General features: G+C 39.0%; 21 protein-coding genes, 2 tRNA genes and 1 riboswitch. Of the genes, 9 read left to right on the top strand and 14 right to left on the bottom strand.

The genetic code is table 11. From position 1 onward, the window contains the following. Positions 1 to 687 precede the first annotated feature (687 nt). From HY841_13275 to HY841_13260, 4 genes are all read left to right on the top strand, one after another. Positions 688 to 1062 (top strand): hypothetical protein, encoded by a 375-nt coding sequence (locus HY841_13275; GenBank protein MBI4931733.1) that lies wholly within the window; start codon positions 688 to 690, stop codon positions 1060 to 1062. A 163-nt stretch (positions 1063 to 1225) separates the two neighbouring features. Beyond that, on the top strand, positions 1226 to 2791 hold the full coding sequence (locus HY841_13270) for an organic solvent tolerance protein OstA (protein MBI4931732.1): 1566 nt from the start codon (positions 1226 to 1228) through the stop codon (positions 2789 to 2791). Positions 2792 to 2861: 70 nt separating this feature from the next. Next, a tRNA-Leu gene (locus HY841_13265) sits at positions 2862 to 2943 on the top strand. Between the two features lie 44 nt (positions 2944 to 2987). Further along, positions 2988 to 3061: transfer RNA gene (locus tag HY841_13260), tRNA-Pro, on the top strand. A 16-nt stretch (positions 3062 to 3077) separates the two neighbouring features. Here HY841_13260 and HY841_13255 read toward each other — a convergent pair. From HY841_13255 to recN, 3 genes are read right to left on the bottom strand one after another with little or no spacing between them, the layout of a single operon-like run. Further along, on the bottom strand, positions 3078 to 3740 hold the full coding sequence (locus tag HY841_13255) for a hypothetical protein (protein ID MBI4931731.1): 663 nt from the start codon (positions 3738 to 3740) through the stop codon (positions 3078 to 3080). A 14-nt stretch (positions 3741 to 3754) separates the two neighbouring features. Continuing rightward, entirely contained in the window at positions 3755 to 4567 is an 813-nt protein-coding gene (locus tag HY841_13250) for an SDR family oxidoreductase (protein ID MBI4931730.1), read from the bottom strand. Positions 4568 to 4612: 45 nt separating this feature from the next. Beyond that, positions 4613 to 6268 (bottom strand): DNA repair protein RecN, encoded by a 1656-nt coding sequence (gene recN / locus HY841_13245; GenBank protein MBI4931729.1) that lies wholly within the window; start codon positions 6266 to 6268, stop codon positions 4613 to 4615. A gap of 134 nt (positions 6269 to 6402) precedes the next feature. Between recN and HY841_13240 the strand changes: the two genes are divergently transcribed. The 5 genes from HY841_13240 (at position 6403) to HY841_13220 (ending at position 8988) form a co-directional block, all read left to right on the top strand. Further along, positions 6403 to 7047 carry a YqaE/Pmp3 family membrane protein gene (locus HY841_13240; protein ID MBI4931728.1) on the top strand — a complete coding sequence of 215 codons (645 nt, stop codon included), beginning with the start codon at positions 6403 to 6405 and terminating at the stop codon, positions 7045 to 7047. A 55-nt stretch (positions 7048 to 7102) separates the two neighbouring features. Then, entirely contained in the window at positions 7103 to 7654 is a 552-nt protein-coding gene (locus tag HY841_13235) for a sigma-70 family RNA polymerase sigma factor (protein MBI4931727.1), read from the top strand. Positions 7655 to 7686: 32 nt separating this feature from the next. After that, a complete protein-coding gene (locus HY841_13230; GenBank protein ID MBI4931726.1) occupies positions 7687 to 8109 on the top strand; it encodes a hypothetical protein in 423 nt (140 codons plus the stop codon). 12 nt (positions 8110 to 8121) lie between these two features. Further along, a complete protein-coding gene (locus tag HY841_13225) occupies positions 8122 to 8658 on the top strand; it encodes a hypothetical protein (GenBank protein MBI4931725.1) in 537 nt (178 codons plus the stop codon). A 147-nt stretch (positions 8659 to 8805) separates the two neighbouring features. Beyond that, positions 8806 to 8988 (top strand): hypothetical protein, encoded by a 183-nt coding sequence (locus HY841_13220; GenBank protein ID MBI4931724.1) that lies wholly within the window; start codon positions 8806 to 8808, stop codon positions 8986 to 8988. Here HY841_13220 and lpxB read toward each other — a convergent pair. The 11 genes from lpxB to HY841_13165 form a co-directional block, all read right to left on the bottom strand. Further along, positions 8985 to 10106: a lipid-A-disaccharide synthase gene (lpxB, locus tag HY841_13215; GenBank protein MBI4931723.1), complete on the bottom strand. Its 1122-nt coding sequence runs from the start codon at positions 10104 to 10106 to the stop codon at positions 8985 to 8987. The two genes, HY841_13220 and lpxB, sit on opposite strands and share 4 nt — an antisense overlap. Continuing rightward, complete coding sequence (locus HY841_13210) at positions 10103 to 10414, bottom strand: hypothetical protein (GenBank protein MBI4931722.1); 312 nt, start codon at positions 10412 to 10414, stop codon at positions 10103 to 10105. Before HY841_13210 ends, lpxB begins: the two co-directional genes overlap by 4 nt. After that, positions 10411 to 11208 carry a 5'/3'-nucleotidase SurE gene (gene surE, locus HY841_13205; GenBank protein MBI4931721.1) on the bottom strand — a complete coding sequence of 266 codons (798 nt, stop codon included), beginning with the start codon at positions 11206 to 11208 and terminating at the stop codon, positions 10411 to 10413. The genes HY841_13210 and surE overlap by 4 nt, the downstream gene beginning before the upstream one ends. A 3-nt stretch (positions 11209 to 11211) precedes the next feature. Continuing rightward, positions 11212 to 13491 (bottom strand): TonB-dependent receptor, encoded by a 2280-nt coding sequence (locus HY841_13200; GenBank protein ID MBI4931720.1) that lies wholly within the window; start codon positions 13489 to 13491, stop codon positions 11212 to 11214. A gap of 183 nt (positions 13492 to 13674) precedes the next feature. Then, positions 13675 to 13871: riboswitch (cobalamin riboswitch) on the bottom strand. Positions 13872 to 13927: 56 nt separating this feature from the next. Then, positions 13928 to 15001 carry a SpoIIE family protein phosphatase gene (locus HY841_13195; GenBank protein MBI4931719.1) on the bottom strand — a complete coding sequence of 358 codons (1074 nt, stop codon included), beginning with the start codon at positions 14999 to 15001 and terminating at the stop codon, positions 13928 to 13930. A 15-nt stretch (positions 15002 to 15016) separates the two neighbouring features. Continuing rightward, the gene (locus tag HY841_13190; GenBank protein ID MBI4931718.1) at positions 15017 to 16756 is read right to left on the bottom strand and encodes a tetratricopeptide repeat protein; all 1740 of its coding nucleotides are present in this window, start codon (positions 16754 to 16756) and stop codon (positions 15017 to 15019) included. A 166-nt stretch (positions 16757 to 16922) separates the two neighbouring features. Next, positions 16923 to 18260, bottom strand: coding sequence for a T9SS type A sorting domain-containing protein (locus HY841_13185; protein MBI4931717.1), 1338 nt, complete (start codon positions 18258 to 18260; stop codon positions 16923 to 16925). 30 nt (positions 18261 to 18290) lie between these two features. After that, on the bottom strand, positions 18291 to 19289 hold the full coding sequence (locus HY841_13180) for a hypothetical protein (GenBank protein MBI4931716.1): 999 nt from the start codon (positions 19287 to 19289) through the stop codon (positions 18291 to 18293). Between the two features lie 29 nt (positions 19290 to 19318). Next, positions 19319 to 19855: a calcium-binding EGF-like domain-containing protein gene (locus HY841_13175; GenBank protein ID MBI4931715.1), complete on the bottom strand. Its 537-nt coding sequence runs from the start codon at positions 19853 to 19855 to the stop codon at positions 19319 to 19321. Between the two features lie 6 nt (positions 19856 to 19861). Continuing rightward, positions 19862 to 20854, bottom strand: a complete 993-nt coding sequence (locus HY841_13170; protein MBI4931714.1) for a T9SS type A sorting domain-containing protein — start codon at positions 20852 to 20854, stop codon at positions 19862 to 19864. 15 nt (positions 20855 to 20869) lie between these two features. Beyond that, positions 20870 to 21065, bottom strand: a 196-nt coding sequence (locus HY841_13165; protein ID MBI4931713.1) for a T9SS type A sorting domain-containing protein, incomplete at its 5' end; no start/stop codon positions are given.

Here is a 21065-nt window from a genome sequence, read left to right as displayed (position 1 = left end):
TGAACAAAAGGTTTTTCATTGGATTTGAATTACTGTAAAGATACAAAGTAGCTGTCAAAGGTACTGTCTTTTCTTTTTTAGCATTTCTGCTAACTTTTAGATGGATGTACGACAATTTTGCACTTCTCAGCGTTCTCTGCGGGCTGTTTCTTTGCGAACTCTGCGGTAAAGGATGTTAAAAAATACAGTAACCGCAGAGAGCGCGGAGATTTACGCAGAGAACCGCAGAGGAATTGAGATAGGTGCATTTTGTCGTACACCCCTTTTAGATTGTATCTATTAATTTGTGAAAGGTAATTCATAACATGAATTTGTAACTGTTTTTAACAAACTTTTAGATGAGTTATTGAATTCCATCGTCCAAACTCAAAAATGCTTGGGTGAACATTTGCTTTTGCTTATCCAACATTAAATGTTGTTCATATAACATTAAGTGTTGCTCATTCAGCATTAAATGTTATTCATTCATCTTTAAAAGTAATTCATTCAATTTTAAATATCGTTCATTTAAAATAAAATGTTGTTCGTTCAGCTTCAAATGTTATTCGTTCAATTTTTAAGGTTGTTTATACAACATTAACTATCGCGTAAGCAAAAGCAACAAACCTGTTAACATCTTTTAACATTTCTCATATACAATATGGCACAATGCTTGCGTTATAACATTTGAAAAGGAGGTATTTAATCATGGCAAAAAGAAAAAGAAAACAACCCATAATTGTAAGCAAGTCAGAAGTTCGCCTGTCGGCAATGCAGAAGATTGATGAGATGGTATCGCGCACAGTGGATTATGGCGGTAAAGACCGCCCCATTACGCAGAAAGAAATGGAGGAGCAAATTACCAAATGCGAAAAGCTGAATGGAACTTATAATAAGGAGTTGGATGCATCGGATAAAGCGCTCAACGAAGTGCTGGCTGCCGAAGAGAAACTGAAAGCAATGTTTGCTGAAGTTCTCAAAGGTGCCGTATCGGAGTTTGGGCGCGATTCAAGTGAGGTGGAGATGCTGGGCGGCACTCGCACAAGCGAGCGCAGGCGTCCGGTCAGGAAACCGAAAACTTAATCCGAAAAAAAAAATCCCGGAGAAGCACAGTATCCGGGATTTTTTTTTGCCAATTCGACTGAAAGGAGAAATCTCCTACTGCGAGATTCCTCGCTTTACTCCCGATAAATACGGAACAGGTCGGAATGATAGTTTTTAATTTTGTTCCCTATCTTTGCGCAATATGAAAAGTAGTTTTCTTTATTCTTTATTCTTCATTCTGTATTCTGTATTGTCTTTTTCCCAAACCAAAAAGGTAGAACTCCTCCACGCCAACTCGCTCGAGTTTGATGAGAAACTCGGCAAGGATGTGAAACGGCTGATTGGAAATGTGCAGTTCAGGCACGAAGGGGTTTTAATGTCGTGCGACAGCGCTTACCTCTACCCCAATAATAAAATAGACGCATTCAGCAACATTCATATTCAGCAGGGAGATACGCTGAATTTATTCGGGCAATTGCTGAAGTATGATGGCAACACGCGCATGGCTGAAGTTCAGAAAAACATTCGCCTCAGCGATAAAGAAATGACGCTCACCACCGAACAATTATTTTATGACATGCATTCTTCCGTTGCCACTTACACCAGCGGAGGAACCATCGTGAGCAAGCAGAATACGCTCACCAGCCAGAAAGGATATTATCATGCCGATACCAAATCATTTTCCTTCAAGCAGAATGTGGTGCTCACCAATCCTGAATACGTGATGAACAGCGATACGCTGCTTTACAACACGGGTTCAAAAGTTTCTTATTTCTATGGTCCTACAATAATAAAAAGCGATCAGAATTTTATTTATTGCGAAAACGGTTGGTACGATACAGAGAAAAACACTTCGCAGTTCAGCAAAAACTCTTACCTCATTTCTAAAAACCAAAAACTCAAAGGCGACAGCATTGCCTATGACCGGAACAAAGGCATAGGGCAGGCATTCAGGAATGTGAGCATCATTGATACTTCGGAAAGAATAATTATTGCCGGTGATTATGCCATTCATAACGAGGAAACTGAAAAATCAATCATCACAAAAAATGCTTTGCTGAAACAATTTTATGAAGACGATACGCTCTTTCTTCATTCTGATACGCTGTGCGCCATCACTGAATATGCCCTGAATGCCAAACATGAAAAAGACACTTCTCAATCGTGGAGAAAAGTAGTTGCCTATCATCATGTCAAATTTTTTAAAGATGACTTGCAGGGAAAATGTGATTCACTCACCTATTCCGACCGAGATTCTCTGATGAAACTTTTCAAAGCTCCCGTTCTCTGGTCAGAAGCCAATCAGCTGACTGCCGAAAAAATAAATATAAAAATGAGTAACGGAGAAATCAAAAATATGTTCCTTGAAAAGTTGTCAATGATAATTTCAAAAGTTGATACGTCATCGCACACACTGCTTCCCGATAGTTTAGCGAAAAAAGATTCTGCCATGTACAATCAGATAAAGGGAAAGCAGATGACAGGTTATTTCAAGGATAACAATCTCGTAAAAATTTATGTGGAAGGAAACGGGCAGACAATTTATTTTGCCAAGGACAAAGAAAAGATGATTGGTGTGAACAAAGCAGAATGCAGCGACCTGATAATCTATCTGAAAGAAAACGCAGTTGATAATATCACTTTTCTAAAAAAACCAGATGCCACACTTTTCCCTATGAGCGATTACATACCTGACGAATTCAAACTTAAAAATTTTATATGGAGAGAAAATGAGCGCCCGCTTGTGATGCAGGATATTTTCCATTGATAATTTTCTCTCCATCCTATTCAGAAATCCTTACTTTTGCCTCCCAATTTGTGTTCTTAATAATTTTTTTGCCCGGGTGGTGGAATTGGTAGACACGTACGTTTGAGGGGCGTATGCCGCAAGGTGTGCTGGTTCAAGTCCAGTCCCGGGTACATTTTATCTTTATTAAAATTTATTTCTTTAGTTTCAATTAATTCGGGGCGTAGCGAAGCCCGGTATCGCGCCACGTTCGGGACGTGGAGATCGGAGGTTCAAATCCTCTCGCCCCGACTTTACTGTTGAAAAATTATTCTGCTGTTTCCGGTTTCCAGGCAAGATCAAAATACACGCTGAAGCCGAAAAAAATATTCTGAAGCGAACCTTTTTTATCGCTCTCGTCATAGTTCAGTCCCCATTCATCAAGGCAAATATTTTCAGGACGAAAAACATGGTCAATCATGTTGTAGCCGATGATGAACCCCGCGCCAATCCATTCATCCATCATAATAGTATAGCACATGCCAGTGTTCATACTCAGCGCGGACGGATGGGTGTTGTAAGGCATATTGTTTTTGCATTTGATGCGTGTGTAACTCATGAAACTATAGCCGGGAGCAATAAACGGAGAAAATATTCCGCTGCGTGTTGACGTGAAAAGGTCGTAGGTAAGTTTGATTCCAGCCGTGTGATTAGCGAGAATGCTGTGCGGATCTTCAAAAAACTTTGGAAAAATCTGATACTGTGTAAAGGAATAAAATCCTCCAGCATTAAAATGCTTGCCTCCGAAGTTCATGGATAGTCCTGTATTAAACACTCCCGAAAAAGTTTTTTTAAAAGCAGGATTGGATGTTGCTTTGGGTAATTGAAATTCGGCACGAATGGATTTTCTAAGCTTGGGTTTAACCTGAGCGTATCCTGTTAAAATGAAAAAACAAATAATTATTAAAAGTATGCCGGCTGTCCTCTTCATCAAAAAAAATATAATTATTCCATAAACTTTTCCATCACTTCTGTGCTTACGCCTGTATTTGAGTATCCGCCATCATTATAAATATTCTGCATGGTAATCATTCTTGTCAAATCAGAGAACAGGGCAATGCATACATCCGCGCAGGATTCAGAACTGGCATTTCCAATAGGAGAAATCGCATTTGCATAGCTGTAAAAATCTTCAAACCCTTTTATGCCTGCACCAGCGGTTGTTTTTGTCGGTGATTGTGAAACAGTGTTCACTCTTACTTTATTTTTCTTCCCGTAATGATAGCCGAAACTTCTCGCGATGGACTCCAGCATTGCTTTTGCTTCCGCCATGTCATTATAAAAAGGAAATGTTTTTTGTGCTGCTATATAGGTTAATGCAACCACGCTTGCGCCTTCACTGAGCGAATCCAGCTTCATGGCAACGTTCAGCATTTTGTGAAAAGACATAGCCGAAATATCAATGGACTTATGATAGAATTCATAATTGAGTTCCGTGTAAGGGATATTCTTTCTCACGTTGGGCGACATGCCAATGGAATGCAAAACGAAATCAATCTTACCACCAAGAATTTCCTGAGATCGTTGAAACAATAGGGTTAAATCCTCTATGGAGGTTGCGTCTGCAGGAATGATTTCTGATTTAGTTGCATCTGCCAATTTTTGAATTTCTCCCATGCGCATGGCTACAGGCGCGTTGGTAAGCGTAAATATTGCTCCTTGCTGAAAAGAACGTTCAGCCACTTTCCATGCTATGGAATTTGAATCAAGCGCACCCGTAATAATTCCGCGTTTTCCTTTGAGTAAGTTGTTTGGCATAAATGAAAATTTGAACTATGAGCAAATATACATATTGCTTTTGCATCACAGTTTCAGCAATTCCTTCGCGTTCTTTACAGATGCATCTGTAGGTTTTCCTGCGCTCAGCATTTTTGCAATTTCTTTTATGCGCTCTTCTTTTGACAGGAATTTTATTTGCGTGAATGTTCTTTCTGATTTTTCTTCTTTGTAAACCGTGAAATGAGAATTGCCTTTGCTTGCAATTTGCGGAAGGTGAGTAATTGCAACTACTTGCATTGAACCGGACATTCCTAAAATCATTTTTCCCACTTGCTCTGCTACTCCACCGCTCACGCCTGCATCAATTTCATCAAAGATGATGGTGGGTAAAGCTGTATTTGTCGCTATGAGGGATTTGATGCTGAGCATCAGGCGTGAAAGTTCGCCACCCGATGCCACTTTGCTTATTTCTTTAAGACCGCTTCCTTTGTTTGCCGAGAACAGAAATTTTATTTTATCTATTCCCTGCTCAGTCAGCATTTCAAGTAAAATATGTTCAACACGAAACTGAGCGTTCGGCAGGGCGAGGGAAGAAAGCAATGCGCTTACTTCTTTCTCAAGCTTTGGAAGAGATTTTTTTCTCTCGGCAGATATTCTTTTCGCAAGTATGAAAAGTTTTTCACGCATCTTCTCCATTTCCTGCCTCAGTTTATTTATTTCTGTTTCGAGAGATGAATTTTCCCACAACCTTGCCTCGACCTTAGTCTTTACCTCTAATAATGCTTCCACGGAATTTACCTGATGTTTTTTCTGAAGCCGATAGATTTCATCAAGGCGGCTGGTTAATGCTTCCGCTCTTTTAGGATTAAACGAAACTTTTTCAGCAATAGATTCTATTTCACTGGCAATGTCTTTCAGTTCTATATGTGCACTGTTGATGCGCGAAAGCAATTCATAATAAGCAGAATTTAATTTTGAAATTGATGACAACTGCGTTTTATTTTCGTTAAGAGAAGTCAGAATATTCTGCTCTCCTCCATTCAATGCAGTGCTTATTTTTTCAAGAACAGATTTTATTTCCTCAGCATTCTCCAGCACTTTTAGTTCTTCTTCAGTTTTTTCCTGTTCGCCAGCCTGCAGATTCAACTGTTCAAACTCATCAAACTGAAACTGCCAGTAATCGGCATCCATTTTTGATTGTTTTTCTTTCTCAATTAATTCAGCAAGATGCTTTTCAACTTCTTTATATTTTCTGTAATCAGTTTTATATTTCTCAATAGTATCAGCTGTTTTTGCAAAAGCATCCACCACAGATAACTGATAGACCGCTTCGTTAAGTGTAAGCGTTTCATGCTGGGAGTGAATGTCAATTAACTCAAACGACAATTCTCTTAACTGAGCAAGGTTCACAGGCGTATCGTTAATGAATGCGCGTGACTTTCCTTCAGGAGAAACTTCCCTTCGGATCACCGTTTGCTCTGCGTAATCCAGTTCATTTCCGGAGAAAAAACTTTGGATGGAATAATTTTTTATATCAAAGATTACTTCCACAATGCACTTTTTTGTTTTATCCTGAAGTGAAGAAGAATCTGCCCTGCTGCCGGCAATTAATGACAATGCCCCCAAGAGAATTGACTTTCCCGCTCCGGTTTCTCCTGTAATGATAGAAAGTCCTTCAGGGAAATCAATTTCGATTTTCTCTATCAGGGCATAATTCTGTATGGAAAGATGGCGTAGCATTCAGGATGTTCTTCCAAAAATAAAAATAAAAACAGCTGACTCAGATACTAACACACGCTCTGTTGATAATCATTACCCTTGCGTTTTGTTCAGGTTTGATTTATGTCATATCATTGCTTACCAAACTTACGATTATGAAATCAATTTCTGTCAGAACATTGCTTTTTTTGTTTATCACATCAACTTTGGTTTCCTCCTGCGCATTTCTTCATAAGGAAGAGTTTGCGCAAAGAAAATATTATAACTTTCCAAGAACAAAACATTCTAATGAAGGACAAGAAACTGAGCATGCTTCTGTGAAGTTCCAAGATAAAACACAATCTCAAACTATAGTTGGCCAGAGAGAAAATAAATGTTCTGAAACACTCGTATCTGCTTCTATAACACAGAAAGAAATCATTATTGCTCATCCTGAGATAAATATTTATAGTACTGCAGAACCCAAGGTAATAAATACTCTTAAGGCAACTGCGCGCACTGAAGTTTCTGTTAATTACTATAAGAAATCAGACATTCTTAAACACGCAAGAAAAAACCTTTCACATTTTTCTTTTTCAGACGCTGGGTTAATGATGTTTATGATGGTACTTGCTGCAATTTTTATTCCTCCGCTGGGTGTTTATATCAAAGATATGCCAAGTATTACCAATTGGTTTTGGATAACCCTTATTCTCTGCATTCTATCCGGAGGTATTTGGATAGGGGGAATTACTGCCGGTGCAGGACTTTGGTTTATTGCAGCGATCATCGCCCTATTGCATGTGTTTGATATTATTTAGCGATTAAACCATTTGCGGAATATAACGTCAAAGAGCCAAACCGGTTCAACCTTTCGTGTCAGAAGAATTAAGCGATAAAGAATTGCTGGAGCGTTTCCGCCATCCGGATACGCGCAACTATTCTTTTAATCTTCTCGTTCGTAAATACCAGCAAAAAGTTTACTGGCACATTCGCAGAATAGTCATTGACCATGATGATGCTAACGATGTTACGCAGGAAACATTCGTAAAAGTATGGAAGAACCTTGATAACTTCAAAGAAGAAGCGCAGCTCTTCACCTGGATTTACCGCATCGCAACCAATGAAGCGCTTTCTTTTCTGAGAAAGAAGCGAAACAAATTTTTTATTCCTATAATAAATGTTGAGAATAAACTGGCAAATTCGTTAAAAGACGACAACTTCTTCAGCGGAGATGATATTCAACTTAAACTTCAGCAAGCCATATTAAAACTACCTGAGAAACAACGGATTGTGTTTAATATGAAGTATTACGATGAACTAAAGTATGAGGAGATGTCGGCAGTGACCGGAACATCGGTTGGAGCGCTCAAAGCATCGTATCATTTTGCAGTTAAAAAAATTGAAGAATATATAAAGAGCAATTAAACCTTTTCATTTACCAATCATCAAAGAATCAAATGGGCATCAGCAAAGACATAAAAAAGGAAAACAATTTCAAAGTTCCTGAAAATTATTTTGATTATCTCCCGCAGGAGATTATGGAAAGGATTCATTCTACAGAGGTGAAACAAGTTTTTTCTTTAAATCCTGCATTGTCATTTGCATCACTGGCAATTTTATCCGCCATGGCTTTTCTTCTTATTTATTTTTCTCAGAATCCGCCTTCTTCTCAGAATGAGTATGTTCTCACCCAGAATGATATTCAATACATCATAGATAATTCGTCTCTTTATAATATTGATGACAACTCTATTACCGAAGAATATCTTTCAACTAATTCAGCAACGGCATTAACCATTGATGAAAATGTATCTGAAGATGAAATCAAAACCTTTCTTGAAGAAAATATCAATACAAATACTATCATTAACGATCTCTAAAACCCAACAACAATGAAGAACATTATTTCAATTCTATTCATTACTATAACAATGAATGGATTTTCACAAGCTCCTCCACAACCGCCCACGCCTCCATCTCCCCCAACTCCTCCTGATCCTCCTAAAAAAGAAAAAGTGGAGGCGATGCGCATCGGGTTCCTCACGCAAAAACTGGATTTGACTCCTGATGAAGCGCAGAAATTCTGGCCTGTATATAATGAGTTTCAAAAAAAGCGAGAAGAGATTCACAAAAAACGAAGGGAAGAAATCAAGAACGCGAAAGAAAATATTGATTCATTATCCGATAAACAGATTGAAGCACTTGTAGATGGCGAGATGGCATTCAGGCAGAAGAACCTGGATTTGGAAAAAGAATATCATGCAAAGTTTAAATCTGTTCTGCCAATTAAAAAGGTAGCAAAACTTTACCGTGCTGAAGATATGTTTGCGCGCCATCTTCTTGAACAGATATCAGGTAAAGACAATGAAGGCGGGCACGGAGGAAAGAAAAAAGGAATACCTCCACCCGGTCCTATGGAAGAGCATTAATCAGAAATGCCAGGCGATTTTTGTCTGGCATTTTTCATATTCCGAAAAACTGTTCTGGTCAGGTAAATGTATATAAGTGCCACAAGAATGAATTATTGGCAATACAGGAAAATGTATAATTTTGCCATAATAATCTAAAACTCTCCTATGGAAATTGTAACATCAGCACAGGTACTCGGATTTTTTATCTGGTTGTTCTTTATCACAGCAGGAACATTTACACTGATGTTTTTAATCGGGATGATTCCTTTCTGGATTACGATGGCAATCATCAATCGCTTTAGTCCGAAATGGGCTGAGAAGGTTTCCAACTGGATTCTTGAATTCTAATTCTTCAGGTAGTTCATCATCAGACGGGCGGTTTTTTCTGATGCTCCTGCCCCACCCAGATTCTTTTTTAATTGTTCTAACTCAACAATCATTTTACTTCTGTAATTTTTGTCGTTCAGGAGTTTGTTAGTTTCTTTTCTCAGTAAATCTTCATTGAATTCATTCTGGATTAATTCTTTCACTACTTCTTTTCCAATGATGAGATTTACCAGTGAAATGTAATTTACTTTAACCAGCATTTTAGCAATCTGGAAAGAAATCATTCCGCCTTTGTAACACACCACTTCAGGGATTCCGAACAAAGCTGTTTCAAGCGTTGCCGTGCCCGATGTTACGAGTGCAGCAGTTGATTGCTCAAGAAGGTCGTAGGTCTTTCCGAACAGAACTTTCACATCCTGATTTCCAATCAAAGAAGAATAAAAATCTTTTTGCTGGGTGGAAACTCCTGCTGTTACAAATTGATAATCAGAAAAAGATGAACTCATCTTCGCCATTACAGGAAGCATTCTTTCTATTTCCTGCTTTCTGCTTCCTGGAAGAATGGCAACAATTGGCTTTTCATTCAAATTATTTTTTTTTGTAAACTCAGAAAATGAATCCTTTGTTTTTTTTCTCTGCTCCAATGCATCAAGAAGCGGGTGCCCGACAAAATCAACTTCGCAGTCAAACTTTTTGTAGAATTCTTTTTCAAAGGGAAGAATCACAAACATGCGGTCTACATATTTTTTAATGTGATGCACACGCGATTGCTTCCACGCCCACACCTGAGGAGAGATATAGTAAAAAACTTTTATTCCATTCTTTTTTGCAAATTCAGCTATACGGAGATTAAAACCGGGATAATCAACCAGAACAAGAACATCGGGATTGTAAACAAGAATATCTTTTTTACAGAGTTCAATGTTTTTCAGGATGGTGCGGAGGTTAATAATCACTTCGGCAAATCCCATGAATGCAAGTTCCTTGTAATGTTTAACTAATTCACCACTTTGCTCCTTCATCAAATCACCGCCCCAGAAACGAAATGAAGAAGAAGAGTCTAACTTTTTTATTTCACGCATCAGGTTAGATGCATGTAAATCTCCGGACGCTTCGCCAGCTATGAAATAAAATTTCATTTAATATTCTTTTGATACAACACATAACCTGCATAAACGATAGTGGCTAGCAGCACTCCACGCGCACTGTAATTTCGGTTACTCCAGATGAAAAGAAAAAAAATCAGCAGGTTGATAATTACACATAAGCTGATGGAAGACGTGAGAATGCCGTTAGCTAAAAGAATTTTTGTGTAGAACTCTCCAAAGGTCAGATGATTATATCTTACGAGGTAAAAAACAAATAAAGTAAATAAAGGAGCGGATAATCCAATAACGGTTCCGATCCACACGTTGTCAAATTTCTTTTTTATTTTATACTCACTCATTTTCTTTTCTTTTTAAAATTCTTTCCGAATATTTTTTCGGAGTGAGCCATTGCTTTGTAAGCTGTTAAATCAAACTGAACAGGAACAATTGACACATAATGATTATTCACTGCCCACACGTCCGTATCGGTCTTTCCTTTATCATAATCAACAAATTTTCCGGTGAGCCAGAAATACGGATTGCCTGATGGGTCTTTTCGCTCTTCAAATTCTTCCACCCAGTTGGCGCGCGCCTGCCTGCATACTTTCACGCCCTTTATTTCTGAAAGGTGAAGTTTGGGTATGTTCACATTCAGGCAGGTATCTTTCGGCATCCCGTACTTTAATATCTGAGAAGAAATTTCTTTTACGAAATGTTTTGATGCGGAGAAGTCAGCATCAATAGAATAATCAATCAGAGAAAATCCTACAGAAGGAATTCCTTCCACAGCCGCTTCCACCGCTGCCGACATGGTGCCTGAATAAATTACGTTGATGGAAATGTTTGAACCGTGGTTGATTCCGGAAACGCATAAATCAGGTTTGCGCTTCAGCACATTGCTCAATGCCATTTTCACACAATCAACAGGCGTTCCTGACAAACTAAATTCCTGCGAGGCACCATGATATTTTGTTCTGTTAATTCTTATTGTGGAATTAATAGTGATGGCGTGCCCAACTCCCGATTGCGGTTTATCAGGCGCAATCACCACCACTTCCCCGAGTGCTTTCATCGTATCAACAAGAGCCGAAATTCCAGGTGATGTAATCCCATCATCGTTCGTAACAAGAATCAGCGGCTTCTTTGCTGTCATAAATCAGAAAGTATAATTAATACTCAAATAAAATCCTCTTCCGCGGGAAGAGAATCCGCGGATTTCAGAATAAGAAACATTGAAAATATTTTCCACGTGCAGCAGGGCTGAAACATTCTGATTAAATTTTACTCCGGAAATTAAATCAACAAGAGTATATGCCTGTACGGGAGTTTTTCCGAGCGCACCATAGGGACCGAGCATATAATCGTAATACACATCATTTCGTTTTGAAACATACTTGCAGATAGTTTTGAAAAAAACTTTTGAGGAGGGAGAATACGTCAGCGAAATATTTGCGGTGACGGGTCTGCGTGTTAACCCGTCAGCGCGATAACTATTTGTGAGAAATGCTCCGTTTGTGTAGAGTTGAACGTGATTGCTATCAGTCTTCACCCAATCAATATCATTTGCAGAAAAATCCTGATAACCTCTCAAATAGGAAAAGTTTCCAGCCATCAAAAACTTCTTCCCGATTGATCCGTGCGCTTCCAGTTCAATTCCTTCTGTAGTGAGCGTGCCAAGATTAAGATAAGTATCCCCGCGATAATCATTTCTGAACATATCATTACCGAGCGTATCAATACCGATATTTTTATCCCAGAGATAGACATATTCAATGATGTCACTCACCACAGTTCTATAATAAGCAATTCGGATTCCGGTATTGTCATTTATTTTCTGACTTACACCTAACTCTTTCGTGATGGAGGTTTCAGGTCGAAGATTTACGTTTCCTCTTGAAATTGAAGAAGTGAAATCTTTATCAGGAGAATGTAATTGATAAAGCGAAGGCGCATTGTATCCAGAAGAAATATTTATATAGAGGGAAGAAGTTGCAGAAATTTTTATCATCGGGTTAAATTGATATGTGGCGCTGCTTCCGAACGTATTGTTCTTGTTGCTTCTTGCGCCAAGAGAGAGAGAGAACGCCTTTGCTTTTTCAGAAATAATTTCTCCATTCAAATCAGCAAGGAGAAAGAAACTGTTTGTGCGTGAAGCGAGGTTAAGTGAATCCAAATTGCTTTCCCATACAAATCCAGAGGAGTAAGAATAAATCTGCTGGTTCATTGTCTGATCGTTGGAACCACCGCCCAAAACTACGTTGAATGTTTTTTGCTTGAGTTGCAATTGCAATTCGTTGGTAAAGGTTTCTCCTGTGTAAATTCCTTTGTAATAATTCTTATCATAATTTCCCATATTGTCAACAAGTGAAGAGTCGTTCAGCGAAGTTCTGATCAAAGAAGATTTTCCTCCATTGATCGAAATAGTAAAACCGCTATCAACTTTGCATGAAACACTATAGGATACCATGTCTCGTGTAAAGTCTAATGTATAATTATCATCATCGTCAAATTCTCTGTCATCAATATCTGCATTCTTCTCAACACTTTTCTTTGAAACAAAAATATCCCAGCGGTTTGATTTGTATCCGAGTTTTCCTCCGTAATCAAAACGGTTCATTCCGTCTCTATCTCTCTGTATTCCGGGAATTGTGGAAGTATCTATTGTTGCGTCAATGCCGTTGACATTCACATTGTCTAAATTCAGGCGGAAGTAGAATCCACCTTTGCAGGTATAATTAAGTCCGATATTTTCTGAAATCAATGATGTTTCTTCTCCAAAAGTTCCTGCAGTTCCTGCAGCATTGATGCTCAATCCCTGTTTCATTTTTTTGTTTGTGATGATATTCACAACGCCTCCGATTGCAGAAGAGCCATACAATGTGCTGTGTGAACCGCGGACAATTTCAACACGATCAATATCTGAAAGTGAAAGTTCAGAAAGTTCAAGCGAACCGGTAGGTGTGGATGGATCAGAAATTGGAATTCCATCTATGAGAACCACCGATTGATTGCTGTTTGCTCCGCGGATGAATAAACTTTGATTAGCTCCGAAGTTTTGATTTACACCGGTAATATAAATTCCTTCAGCGAGAGAAAGAAGTTCAGCGAGAGAATTGGCACCTGAGTTTTTAATGTCATCAGCAGAAATTACCGAAACGCTTCTGCCAATATCATCCAACTTTTTTTCTGTTCGCGTGGCGGTGACAACCAATTCCTCAAGATGCTTTGCAGAGGAAGTGTCTTCTTCCAGAATTTGTTCCTGATGCGAAACGGTATCTGGCTTTGGGGGAGTTGTCCAAACCGACCTGTTTCTTTGTTGAATAAACTGGGCGTAAGACTGGCTTGCGAATAATAGAATTGTAAGCAATACTGAAAGAATTTGTTTTGCCACAGTAATTTTTGTTTTGTTCCTGTGCAAAGATAAGATTGTTTCCATAATTTTTGTTTTTGTTCCTGCCTCTTCCTTGTTCCACCGCAAAGCAAAAGCAAGAGTTTAACTTGTTTTGTTTTCGGAATGAGAATCAGCGTGAGAAGAGAAAAAGAAAATCACGGAGAGGAATCTTTCTTTCTCTCACCCTTTGCTTTTTCCCGAAGCTCCGAATGAAAGCAACGATGTGGTTTCATTGCTTTTTGCTTTGGCAGGTCTTCTGGCTTGTCCGTTTCTGCGCCTTCCCACTCCTACTCTTTTCGGAACAGTGGCAGTGTAACAGAAACATTTCAATGGACTTACAGCTACGGGAATAGCTCCTGATTTTAACAGGATTCCCTTTTAATCCTGACATTTACAGTCAGGAAACCAATGCAATACGAAAGTATATATTAAATTGAACTGTGCTTTATTCTGCTATCTGTTTTTTATTCACAATCTTATTTCAGAATTTCAAGCCAATCACTAATATGTCATCCACCTGCTCCAAATTTCCTTTCCAGTTTTCAATTGCTTTCTCGAGTATATTTTTTTGTTCCGCCATTGAATTTTCCTGAATGGACAAAAGAAGTTCCTGAAATTGTTTGTGTCTGAATTTTTTTCCATTCTCTCCGCCAAACTGGTCAGTATAGCCGTCTGAAAAAATATAGACGGCATCTCCTTTCTGAAGTTGTATCTCGTGATTAGTAAAAAAGGTTTGCTTTTCATTAACGAATGCGCCAATAGGTTGTTTGTCGGCATTAAATTCTTGCAGGCAATTGTCCCTGATAAGCCAGAGCGGATTAAATGCCCCTGCATATTCAAGAAGGTTATTTTTTTTATCAATGGCGCAGAAAGCTATATCCATTCCATCTTTAATTTCTGCTGAAGATGTATTTTGATGAAGTGTTTTTGCAAGACCTTTATTCAAGGCGTTAAGAATGGCTGCAGGCTTGTTGATGCCGTAATCTTTAACTATTTCATGGAGCAGATCGCTGCCAAGAATACTCATGAATGCGCCCGGCACTCCATGACCGGTACAATCCACCGCTGCAATAAAAACCTGATGCTTCCATTCTTCTATCCAATAAAAATCTCCGCTCACTATATCTCTCGGCATGAAAAGAATAAAATGTTCTGGCAAAACCGTTTTTGCATGACTTTCAGTCGGCAGCATTGCATTCTGGATTCTTTTTGCATAGGAAATGCTATCAGTGACATCTTTGTTTTTCTGGGTTATCTGTGCATTGGCAGTTTCAAGCGCTCGATTTTTTTCTTCTACAAGGTTTTTTTGCTCTTCAAGTATTTTTTCGTGACGCTGAATGTCTTTGTACCTTTTATAGAGAACGCCAAAGCCAAACAATAATCCAACAGACACAACCCATGCAACAATGTGTTTTTGTTCGGAAACAACAGCATTTTGTTTTTCCTGCTCAAGGCGATTAATGAGTTCTTGCTTTTCAATTTCATCTGCCGCCTGACAAAAAACAACAGAGGAGGAAATAAGAAGAGTTAGTATGAATGGAAAAAATGGTTTCATCTTTTTAAAGATAATTCAATTACTGTTTTCAGGATTATTATTTTCCTGTGCAGCCAAAAGTTCCAACTCTCTGCGCTTTCTCTCCGCTTCTTCCTTCGCTTGTATTTTTTGCATTTTCCGGTGAGAGATGTTATGAGATACTTTTATCAATCCCTTTTCCACATAATGATGGATGGGTTTTAAGCTTGACGCCATTGCAATATTAATAAGAATGAAAACAATGGGAAGCCCATGTGTATATTTATTAATAAGCGGATGGAGAAGCACCTCCATAAACTGAAAAAATAAAAGCACACCAACGAAGGCGGCAAAATCAATTGCCTTCACTGAAAGCTGCATGTGACTGGCAATCACTATGAACATAAGTACAATAATTATAATAGAGAAAATCATTAGATACTGTGCATTTTCTTTTCGTTCTAATTCAGCTTCTTCAGTTTCCCGCATCCGCTCTTCTTCCATCTTTTCTTTTTCCGTTTCGTATTTCTGCTGCACGTTTGCCATTTGCTTTGCGTTTTCAGAATTCAGCAAACTGTCGCGGTAATCAACGTATAGCTTATAATGTTCGAGCGACTTCTCAAACAGGTTGAGCGATGTAAAATTTTCGCTTAATGTTTTATGAGCGGTTTTAATTATTTCCAGCATTCTTAAACTGTCTGCCAGCACTAATGCTTTCGTAGCATATTCTGAAGACTGTTTGATGTTATTTTGTTGCTGATATATATCTGCGATAGTTGCCAGCGAGAAAGCAGCAGTGGATTTGTCTCCAATATCTTCGCTGATCATAAGCGCAGAAGAACTGCTTGCCAGTGCTGAATCATATTTATTTTCATGCAAATAAATGATACCCAGATTATTTAAAGTTGCTGCCATATTTTCTTTATCGTCAATTTTATTTTCTATACCCAGCGCTTTGATATAATATCCGCGCGCTTTGGAATAATCCAGTTCAGAATACGTTGTATTTTTCTGTTTTTCAGCAGATGCATGGTAGAGGGCGGCAATCGAATTGTACGATTCTCCAATACCTTGTTCATCTTCTACTTCTTCACGCATTTTCAGCGCTTTCTCATAAAACTCAAGAGCGTTTTTAGTATCGTTCTGTTCTCTATACACATTGCCAATGTTGTGAAGCGCATTTGCAAAGGCATCAGAGGGCTCTCCTTTCTCTTCATAAATCTTCAATGCTATAAAAAAATATTCCAGCGCTTTGTAATAATCACCGTGAGAATAGCAAAGATTTCCCAGGTTGTTGGATGTGCCAGCAATTCCTTTTTCATCGCTAATTTCTTCGCGCAGTTCAAGCGCTTTAACAAAATATTCTTTCGCCTCTTTGTAATTGCTCAAACCGTCATACGCATTTCCGAGGTTGTTGTATGAAGCCGAAATATCTTTTTTATCGCCCAACTCTTTTCTTATTTCAAGCGATTTAAAATGATAGTTCATTGCTTTGTTGTAATCGCTGAAGTTGTAATAAACAACGCCCATATTATTCAATGCCTGCGCTGCACCTTTTTTATATTTTATTTTTTGTGCAAGAGCAAGTGCGCGGTTTCCGTACTCCAGCGCTTTTTCCTGTTCGCTGCTCCAGTTTTTTTTGCACAGCAGGTTGAGCGCGTTTACCGTGCCTGTGTCCTGCGCTCCTGCTTTCACCACGTTTTCCAATGAGTCAGTTTCTGATTGGGAAAACGATGCTTCTAATCCGCTCAGCATGACAGCAAGAAGGAATGAAATAAATAGATAAAAAGGTTTCATGAGAAAATGTTTTGACAAAGGTAAATGTTTTGCACTCGGTAAGGAGGAGTGGAATTTTACTCAAAGAAACGTTTCTTCCGCTTCCGGCACTGAGAGAGAAATAACTTTACAAAAAATCCCGCACACTATTGCACGGGATTTTAAATTCATTGCCGACAAGAATTAATTATTCTTTTACCAGTTTTATTGCTGCGTTTGCATTGCCAGTTATTACATGGAGAATATATATGCCGCTATTCAGATCAGAAATATCTTCGGCTTTATGATACGAACCTGATACTTTACCCTTTTCGATAATTTTTATAGTTTGACCAAGCATGTTTTTGAGTTCAATAGTTATGTTAACCGCACCGTCAATCTCCATTTTGATTTCAAAATTATCATGCACAGGGTTGGGATATACTTCAAAGAAGGAAAGATTTAGCGCTTCAGCAATTCCTGCTGCAATGGCACTTTCATTTACTAAATAACATTCTTTGTTTGCACCATTGCCGGTTGTCCAGTTTCCGCCAGAATATAAAATGCTTCCGCCCGGCAGTTTATGTACAGTGTAATCAGATGCAGTAAAAATGGCAGAGCTTACGGTTCCGGCATAATACCAAGAATTAGTAGCAGGATTAAATACTTCCAGAGCGAGCCTGTCAGCAGCAAAAGTGCCTATTCCATAAATAAGCACTTTGCCGTTTGTGAGATTAATCATTTCATCTGCCACACGATACTGACCCAAGTTGCCAGTGGCAGTGAATGTGTTTGCAGATGGGTCATATACCTCAGAAGTAAATGTAGAAGTGCCACCGGCTATCAGTATTTTTCCGTTTGTCATCAGAATGGCAGTGCAATAATTCCTGGACAAAGTCATCAGATTACTTACTTTGTTCCAAGTGCCGGATGTAACATTGTATATCTCTGCGGTGTCTGACTGTCCACCTGTAACCAAAACATCTCCGTTTGGAAGTTTTGTTGCTGCAAAACCCGCTGACCTTGCAACTTTCATGCTTCCGGTTACTGACCATGTACTTGAAGTTTGGTCATATAATTCGCAAGTGCCACCGGATGAACCGCCCACGGCAAGAATTTTTCCGCTGTTCAAAATAACCGCTCTTGTTTCAGAACGGGCATTTGCCATGCTGTCTGTATAGCTCCACATGCCGGAAGTAACATTGTATATCTCGCATGATTTTAATGAATTGCTGTTCAGGTCTTCCCCACCTATAACAAGCACGTTTCCGTTTGTCAGCAATGCAGAGCCCGGTTCACTTCTCGCTTTCATCATGCTGCCGGTAGTTGCCCAGGAACCTCCGCTATAAAGCTGGGCTGAACTATGCACTGTGTAGCCGGTAAAATTACCGTTGTTGCCGCCAAATACAAGCACTTTGCCGTTGCTCAATAACTGTGATTCATGTCCAACCCGTTGCACAGACATATTTCCGGTTGCAGTAATGAGTTGCGCCATAGCGCTCAGACCGAATGAAATTGTAAAAAAAAGAGTAAAGATTTTTTTCATGATTTTTTGTTTTAGTAGTTTATGATGATTTTATTTCACCTGCTTTTCAAAAATTTTAAAGTGGTCTTTTTTAACTTTCATTTTTGTCATTTCCTTGTTCAGGTCAATGGCTGCGCCTGCGGTGCCTCCCACCAATCCTCCCACTTTCACTCCTGTGCTTTGCGTGTCGTTGGTGTAGCCGAGCACTTTGCCATCTTTCGCTGAAAAGATTTCAAAAGAAAAACTGCTGCCGGAAGTAGGAATCACAATCACAAAAGCAGTTTTTTCATCGGAGTTCAGAATGGCTTCATCAATCTTATCTTTTTTTACCAGTTCAACAGGCGAGGAATATACTTTCTTAATATCTTCAATCTTCAGGTCGGTATTGTTTTCATTTACGAGCAGCGTTAATCCTGTCAGCGCTTTTGCATTCTCCTTATACATGTTGAATATCGGAATGTCTTTTTTCCCATCCAGCTTATAACCCAATTGAAGCTGTATGGATTTGAGGGCGCAGGCAAGGTCGGCTTTATTCGGAAAAGGATTTGCCAGATGCACTCCGTAAACCGGAGGCCCGAGCGGATTTTCATCGCAAAGGCGGATGTTCAGATCGGAGCAAATGTAATCTCCGCCAATAGCCGTGATTTCTTTTGTACCTTCCCTGAACTGATAAGTTGATTTATAAGCCGCGGCATTGGCGCAGTTCACCGTGAATTTATTGTACTCAATGTAGGCGTTGGTTTTATTTTTTGCCTTGGTGAGTTTATCCACTTCGGCTCTTGTTTTGTATTCTATTTTATCGTTGAACTTCCAGAAACCCGTTACGGCATCTTTAATATCCCTGTTGTAATCCTCAATATCTTTTTTATACTGGGCAAGCTGGTCTCCTTCCAATTTTGAAAGAAGTTTTTCATTGGCTTCTTCGGTAACCACAATAAGGGTTCGTTTTTGTATTGCCTGAACATCTTCCTGTTTGGAAGTGCCGGATTGCGCATGAAGAAATGCCGCTGCTGATACAGCAGTGCAAAGCATGATAAGTTTTGTTTTCATTGTTTTATTGTTTTGTTGTGATTGTTTCGTTATTGTTTTACCAAAACGCTGGTGATGGTTGCGCTGCCGTAATAGCCCGATACTGAGTAGGCAATAGTAATGGTATTTCCTGACATAGAACCTGTGGCGCTGACATCATACGTATGCGCAACTTTTATGGTCATATAAAAGGGGCGGTTGGTTACAGTCAGATTGCTTTTATCTACTGTAGTGTAAACGTAATTCCCGTTGTTATTATCCGCATTATGAATTAGCAGTGAGCCAAAATCATTTCCCTTTGCAACCGACACGGAATAGGTTTTAGTGAACACTGAATCGGGGTCATCAATGTTGTTTGCGCTTTTGGTAAAATTAATATTGTCGGTTACGGAATAATTGCCTATGAATTTTGCGGTGCTTTCTGTTCCGCAATCCGTACCTTCATAGCCGGAAAGGCAGTCGCAGGTGCCGTCTTTGCAAATGCCTCCGTTCAAACAATTAGTACTCCGGCAGGGGTCGCGTTTACAGGAATGAACGGAGAGAACTATAACTGCTATGGCAATTAATCTGAATAGTATTTTATTCATTCCTGTTTATCTGTTGACAATGATTTTTTTCGTCAGGGTTCCTTTGTCGGAAGTAATGCGGATAAAATAAGTTCCGGCAGAAAAGTTGGAAACATTTATTTCATCTTGGGTTTTTCCCATTAAAGCGGATTCTAAAACAACTTGCCCATTTACATCGCTGATACTTATTTTTACATCATTGATTCTTTCTTTCATGTTCTTCCTGTCAACAATAAATTTTCCTGAAGTCGGATTAGGAAAAACAGTAATGGCTGATAAAGGATTATTCAATTCATTTACTCCTGCTCCGCCAACCATAAATTTATATACTGTTCCATTAGCGGGGATTCCGTAAAACGCATTTGCATTCATGGACAATACCGGGTTGGAAGGGCTGTTTTCAAGAAAGTCATCTTCAATCATATTGCTGTTCGGAACATACGTATGCCCTACTCCAACGCTAAGCTGAGTGGTGCCGGCATTTGTGATGGAAGTAGATCCGTAGTGCGCTTCAATGATATTGCTCGTTTCATACAGCCAAATCTGAACATTGATATAATCAGCGCTTGCAAGAGAGTTGCCGGCATTTTTCCATTGCACTTTTAAAATTCTGTTTGGAGCAGAACCCGTCACCTGATAAGAAATGGGAGAAAGCGAGGTGGTTGTTCCTTTGTCTTTCATTCCACCAGGGAAAAATAATCCAAAGCCATTAATATAGTACAACTGTTGTGAGCCGTTGTTATAGAATTGCACCGCTCCGCCAACCACACGCATAGCATTGTTCATGTCTCCATACACCTGAAAGTAGGGCAAAAGTGTGGCAATGTCAAGCGCAATATAAGGGTCTGGAGTGGAGCCGCTGTAATTCCAAACGTTGCTGTTGTTTAAAGAAACAGGCGCAGTGAGGTCGGCATACGTGGAGGTGTATTGCGAAAAAGAATAAAAAGGAGTTTGCGCCTTTAAATTAACAACTGCACAGAAAAAAATGGCGGTAAGTGTTGAGAGTAATTTTGTTTTCATTTTTTTGTTTTAGTTTTAGTTGATGATGATTTTTTTGTTTGCTATTTCATTTTCCGATACTACTTGCAATTGATAAATCCCTTTTGCTATTTCAGGAATTTTTATTTCTGTTTTCTTTTCGTTAACGGATGTTTGATAAACTAATTCACCCAGCGTGTTATAGATTTTGATTTGAGATTGCTTCGCTTCGCTCGCAATGACGGTGAAACTT

The organism is Bacteroidota bacterium, assembly GCA_016213405.1.
In the GTDB taxonomy this organism is placed as follows: Bacteria; Bacteroidota; Bacteroidia; order Palsa-948; family Palsa-948; genus Palsa-948.
Note: the sequence above shows the minus strand (reverse complement) of the source record. Positions and strands in the feature narration are given on the sequence as shown.

Coding starts and splice junctions, on each gene's coding strand:
- lpxB (MBI4931723.1), bottom strand. CDS start 10,106: ATGAAATTTTATTTCATAGCTGGCGAAGCGTCCGGAGATTTACATGCA.
- HY841_13195 (MBI4931719.1), bottom strand. CDS start 15,001: ATGAAACCATTTTTTCCATTCATACTAACTCTTCTTATTTCCTCCTCT.
- HY841_13210 (MBI4931722.1), bottom strand. CDS start 10,414: ATGAGTGAGTATAAAATAAAAAAGAAATTTGACAACGTGTGGATCGGA.
- surE (MBI4931721.1), bottom strand. CDS start 11,208: ATGACAGCAAAGAAGCCGCTGATTCTTGTTACGAACGATGATGGGATT.
- HY841_13170 (MBI4931714.1), bottom strand. CDS start 20,854: ATGAAAACAAAATTACTCTCAACACTTACCGCCATTTTTTTCTGTGCA.
- HY841_13255 (MBI4931731.1), bottom strand. CDS start 3,740: ATGAAGAGGACAGCCGGCATACTTTTAATAATTATTTGTTTTTTCATT.
- HY841_13220 (MBI4931724.1), top strand. CDS start 8,806: ATGGAAATTGTAACATCAGCACAGGTACTCGGATTTTTTATCTGGTTG.
- HY841_13240 (MBI4931728.1), top strand. CDS start 6,403: ATGAAATCAATTTCTGTCAGAACATTGCTTTTTTTGTTTATCACATCA.
- HY841_13185 (MBI4931717.1), bottom strand. CDS start 18,260: ATGAAAAAAATCTTTACTCTTTTTTTTACAATTTCATTCGGTCTGAGC.
- HY841_13175 (MBI4931715.1), bottom strand. CDS start 19,855: ATGAATAAAATACTATTCAGATTAATTGCCATAGCAGTTATAGTTCTC.
- HY841_13270 (MBI4931732.1), top strand. CDS start 1,226: ATGAAAAGTAGTTTTCTTTATTCTTTATTCTTCATTCTGTATTCTGTA.
- HY841_13225 (MBI4931725.1), top strand. CDS start 8,122: ATGAAGAACATTATTTCAATTCTATTCATTACTATAACAATGAATGGA.
- HY841_13190 (MBI4931718.1), bottom strand. CDS start 16,756: ATGAAACCTTTTTATCTATTTATTTCATTCCTTCTTGCTGTCATGCTG.
- HY841_13230 (MBI4931726.1), top strand. CDS start 7,687: ATGGGCATCAGCAAAGACATAAAAAAGGAAAACAATTTCAAAGTTCCT.
- HY841_13200 (MBI4931720.1), bottom strand. CDS start 13,491: ATGGAAACAATCTTATCTTTGCACAGGAACAAAACAAAAATTACTGTG.
- HY841_13275 (MBI4931733.1), top strand. CDS start 688: ATGGCAAAAAGAAAAAGAAAACAACCCATAATTGTAAGCAAGTCAGAA.
- recN (MBI4931729.1), bottom strand. CDS start 6,268: ATGCTACGCCATCTTTCCATACAGAATTATGCCCTGATAGAGAAAATC.
- HY841_13180 (MBI4931716.1), bottom strand. CDS start 19,289: ATGAAAACAAAACTTATCATGCTTTGCACTGCTGTATCAGCAGCGGCA.
- HY841_13250 (MBI4931730.1), bottom strand. CDS start 4,567: ATGCCAAACAACTTACTCAAAGGAAAACGCGGAATTATTACGGGTGCG.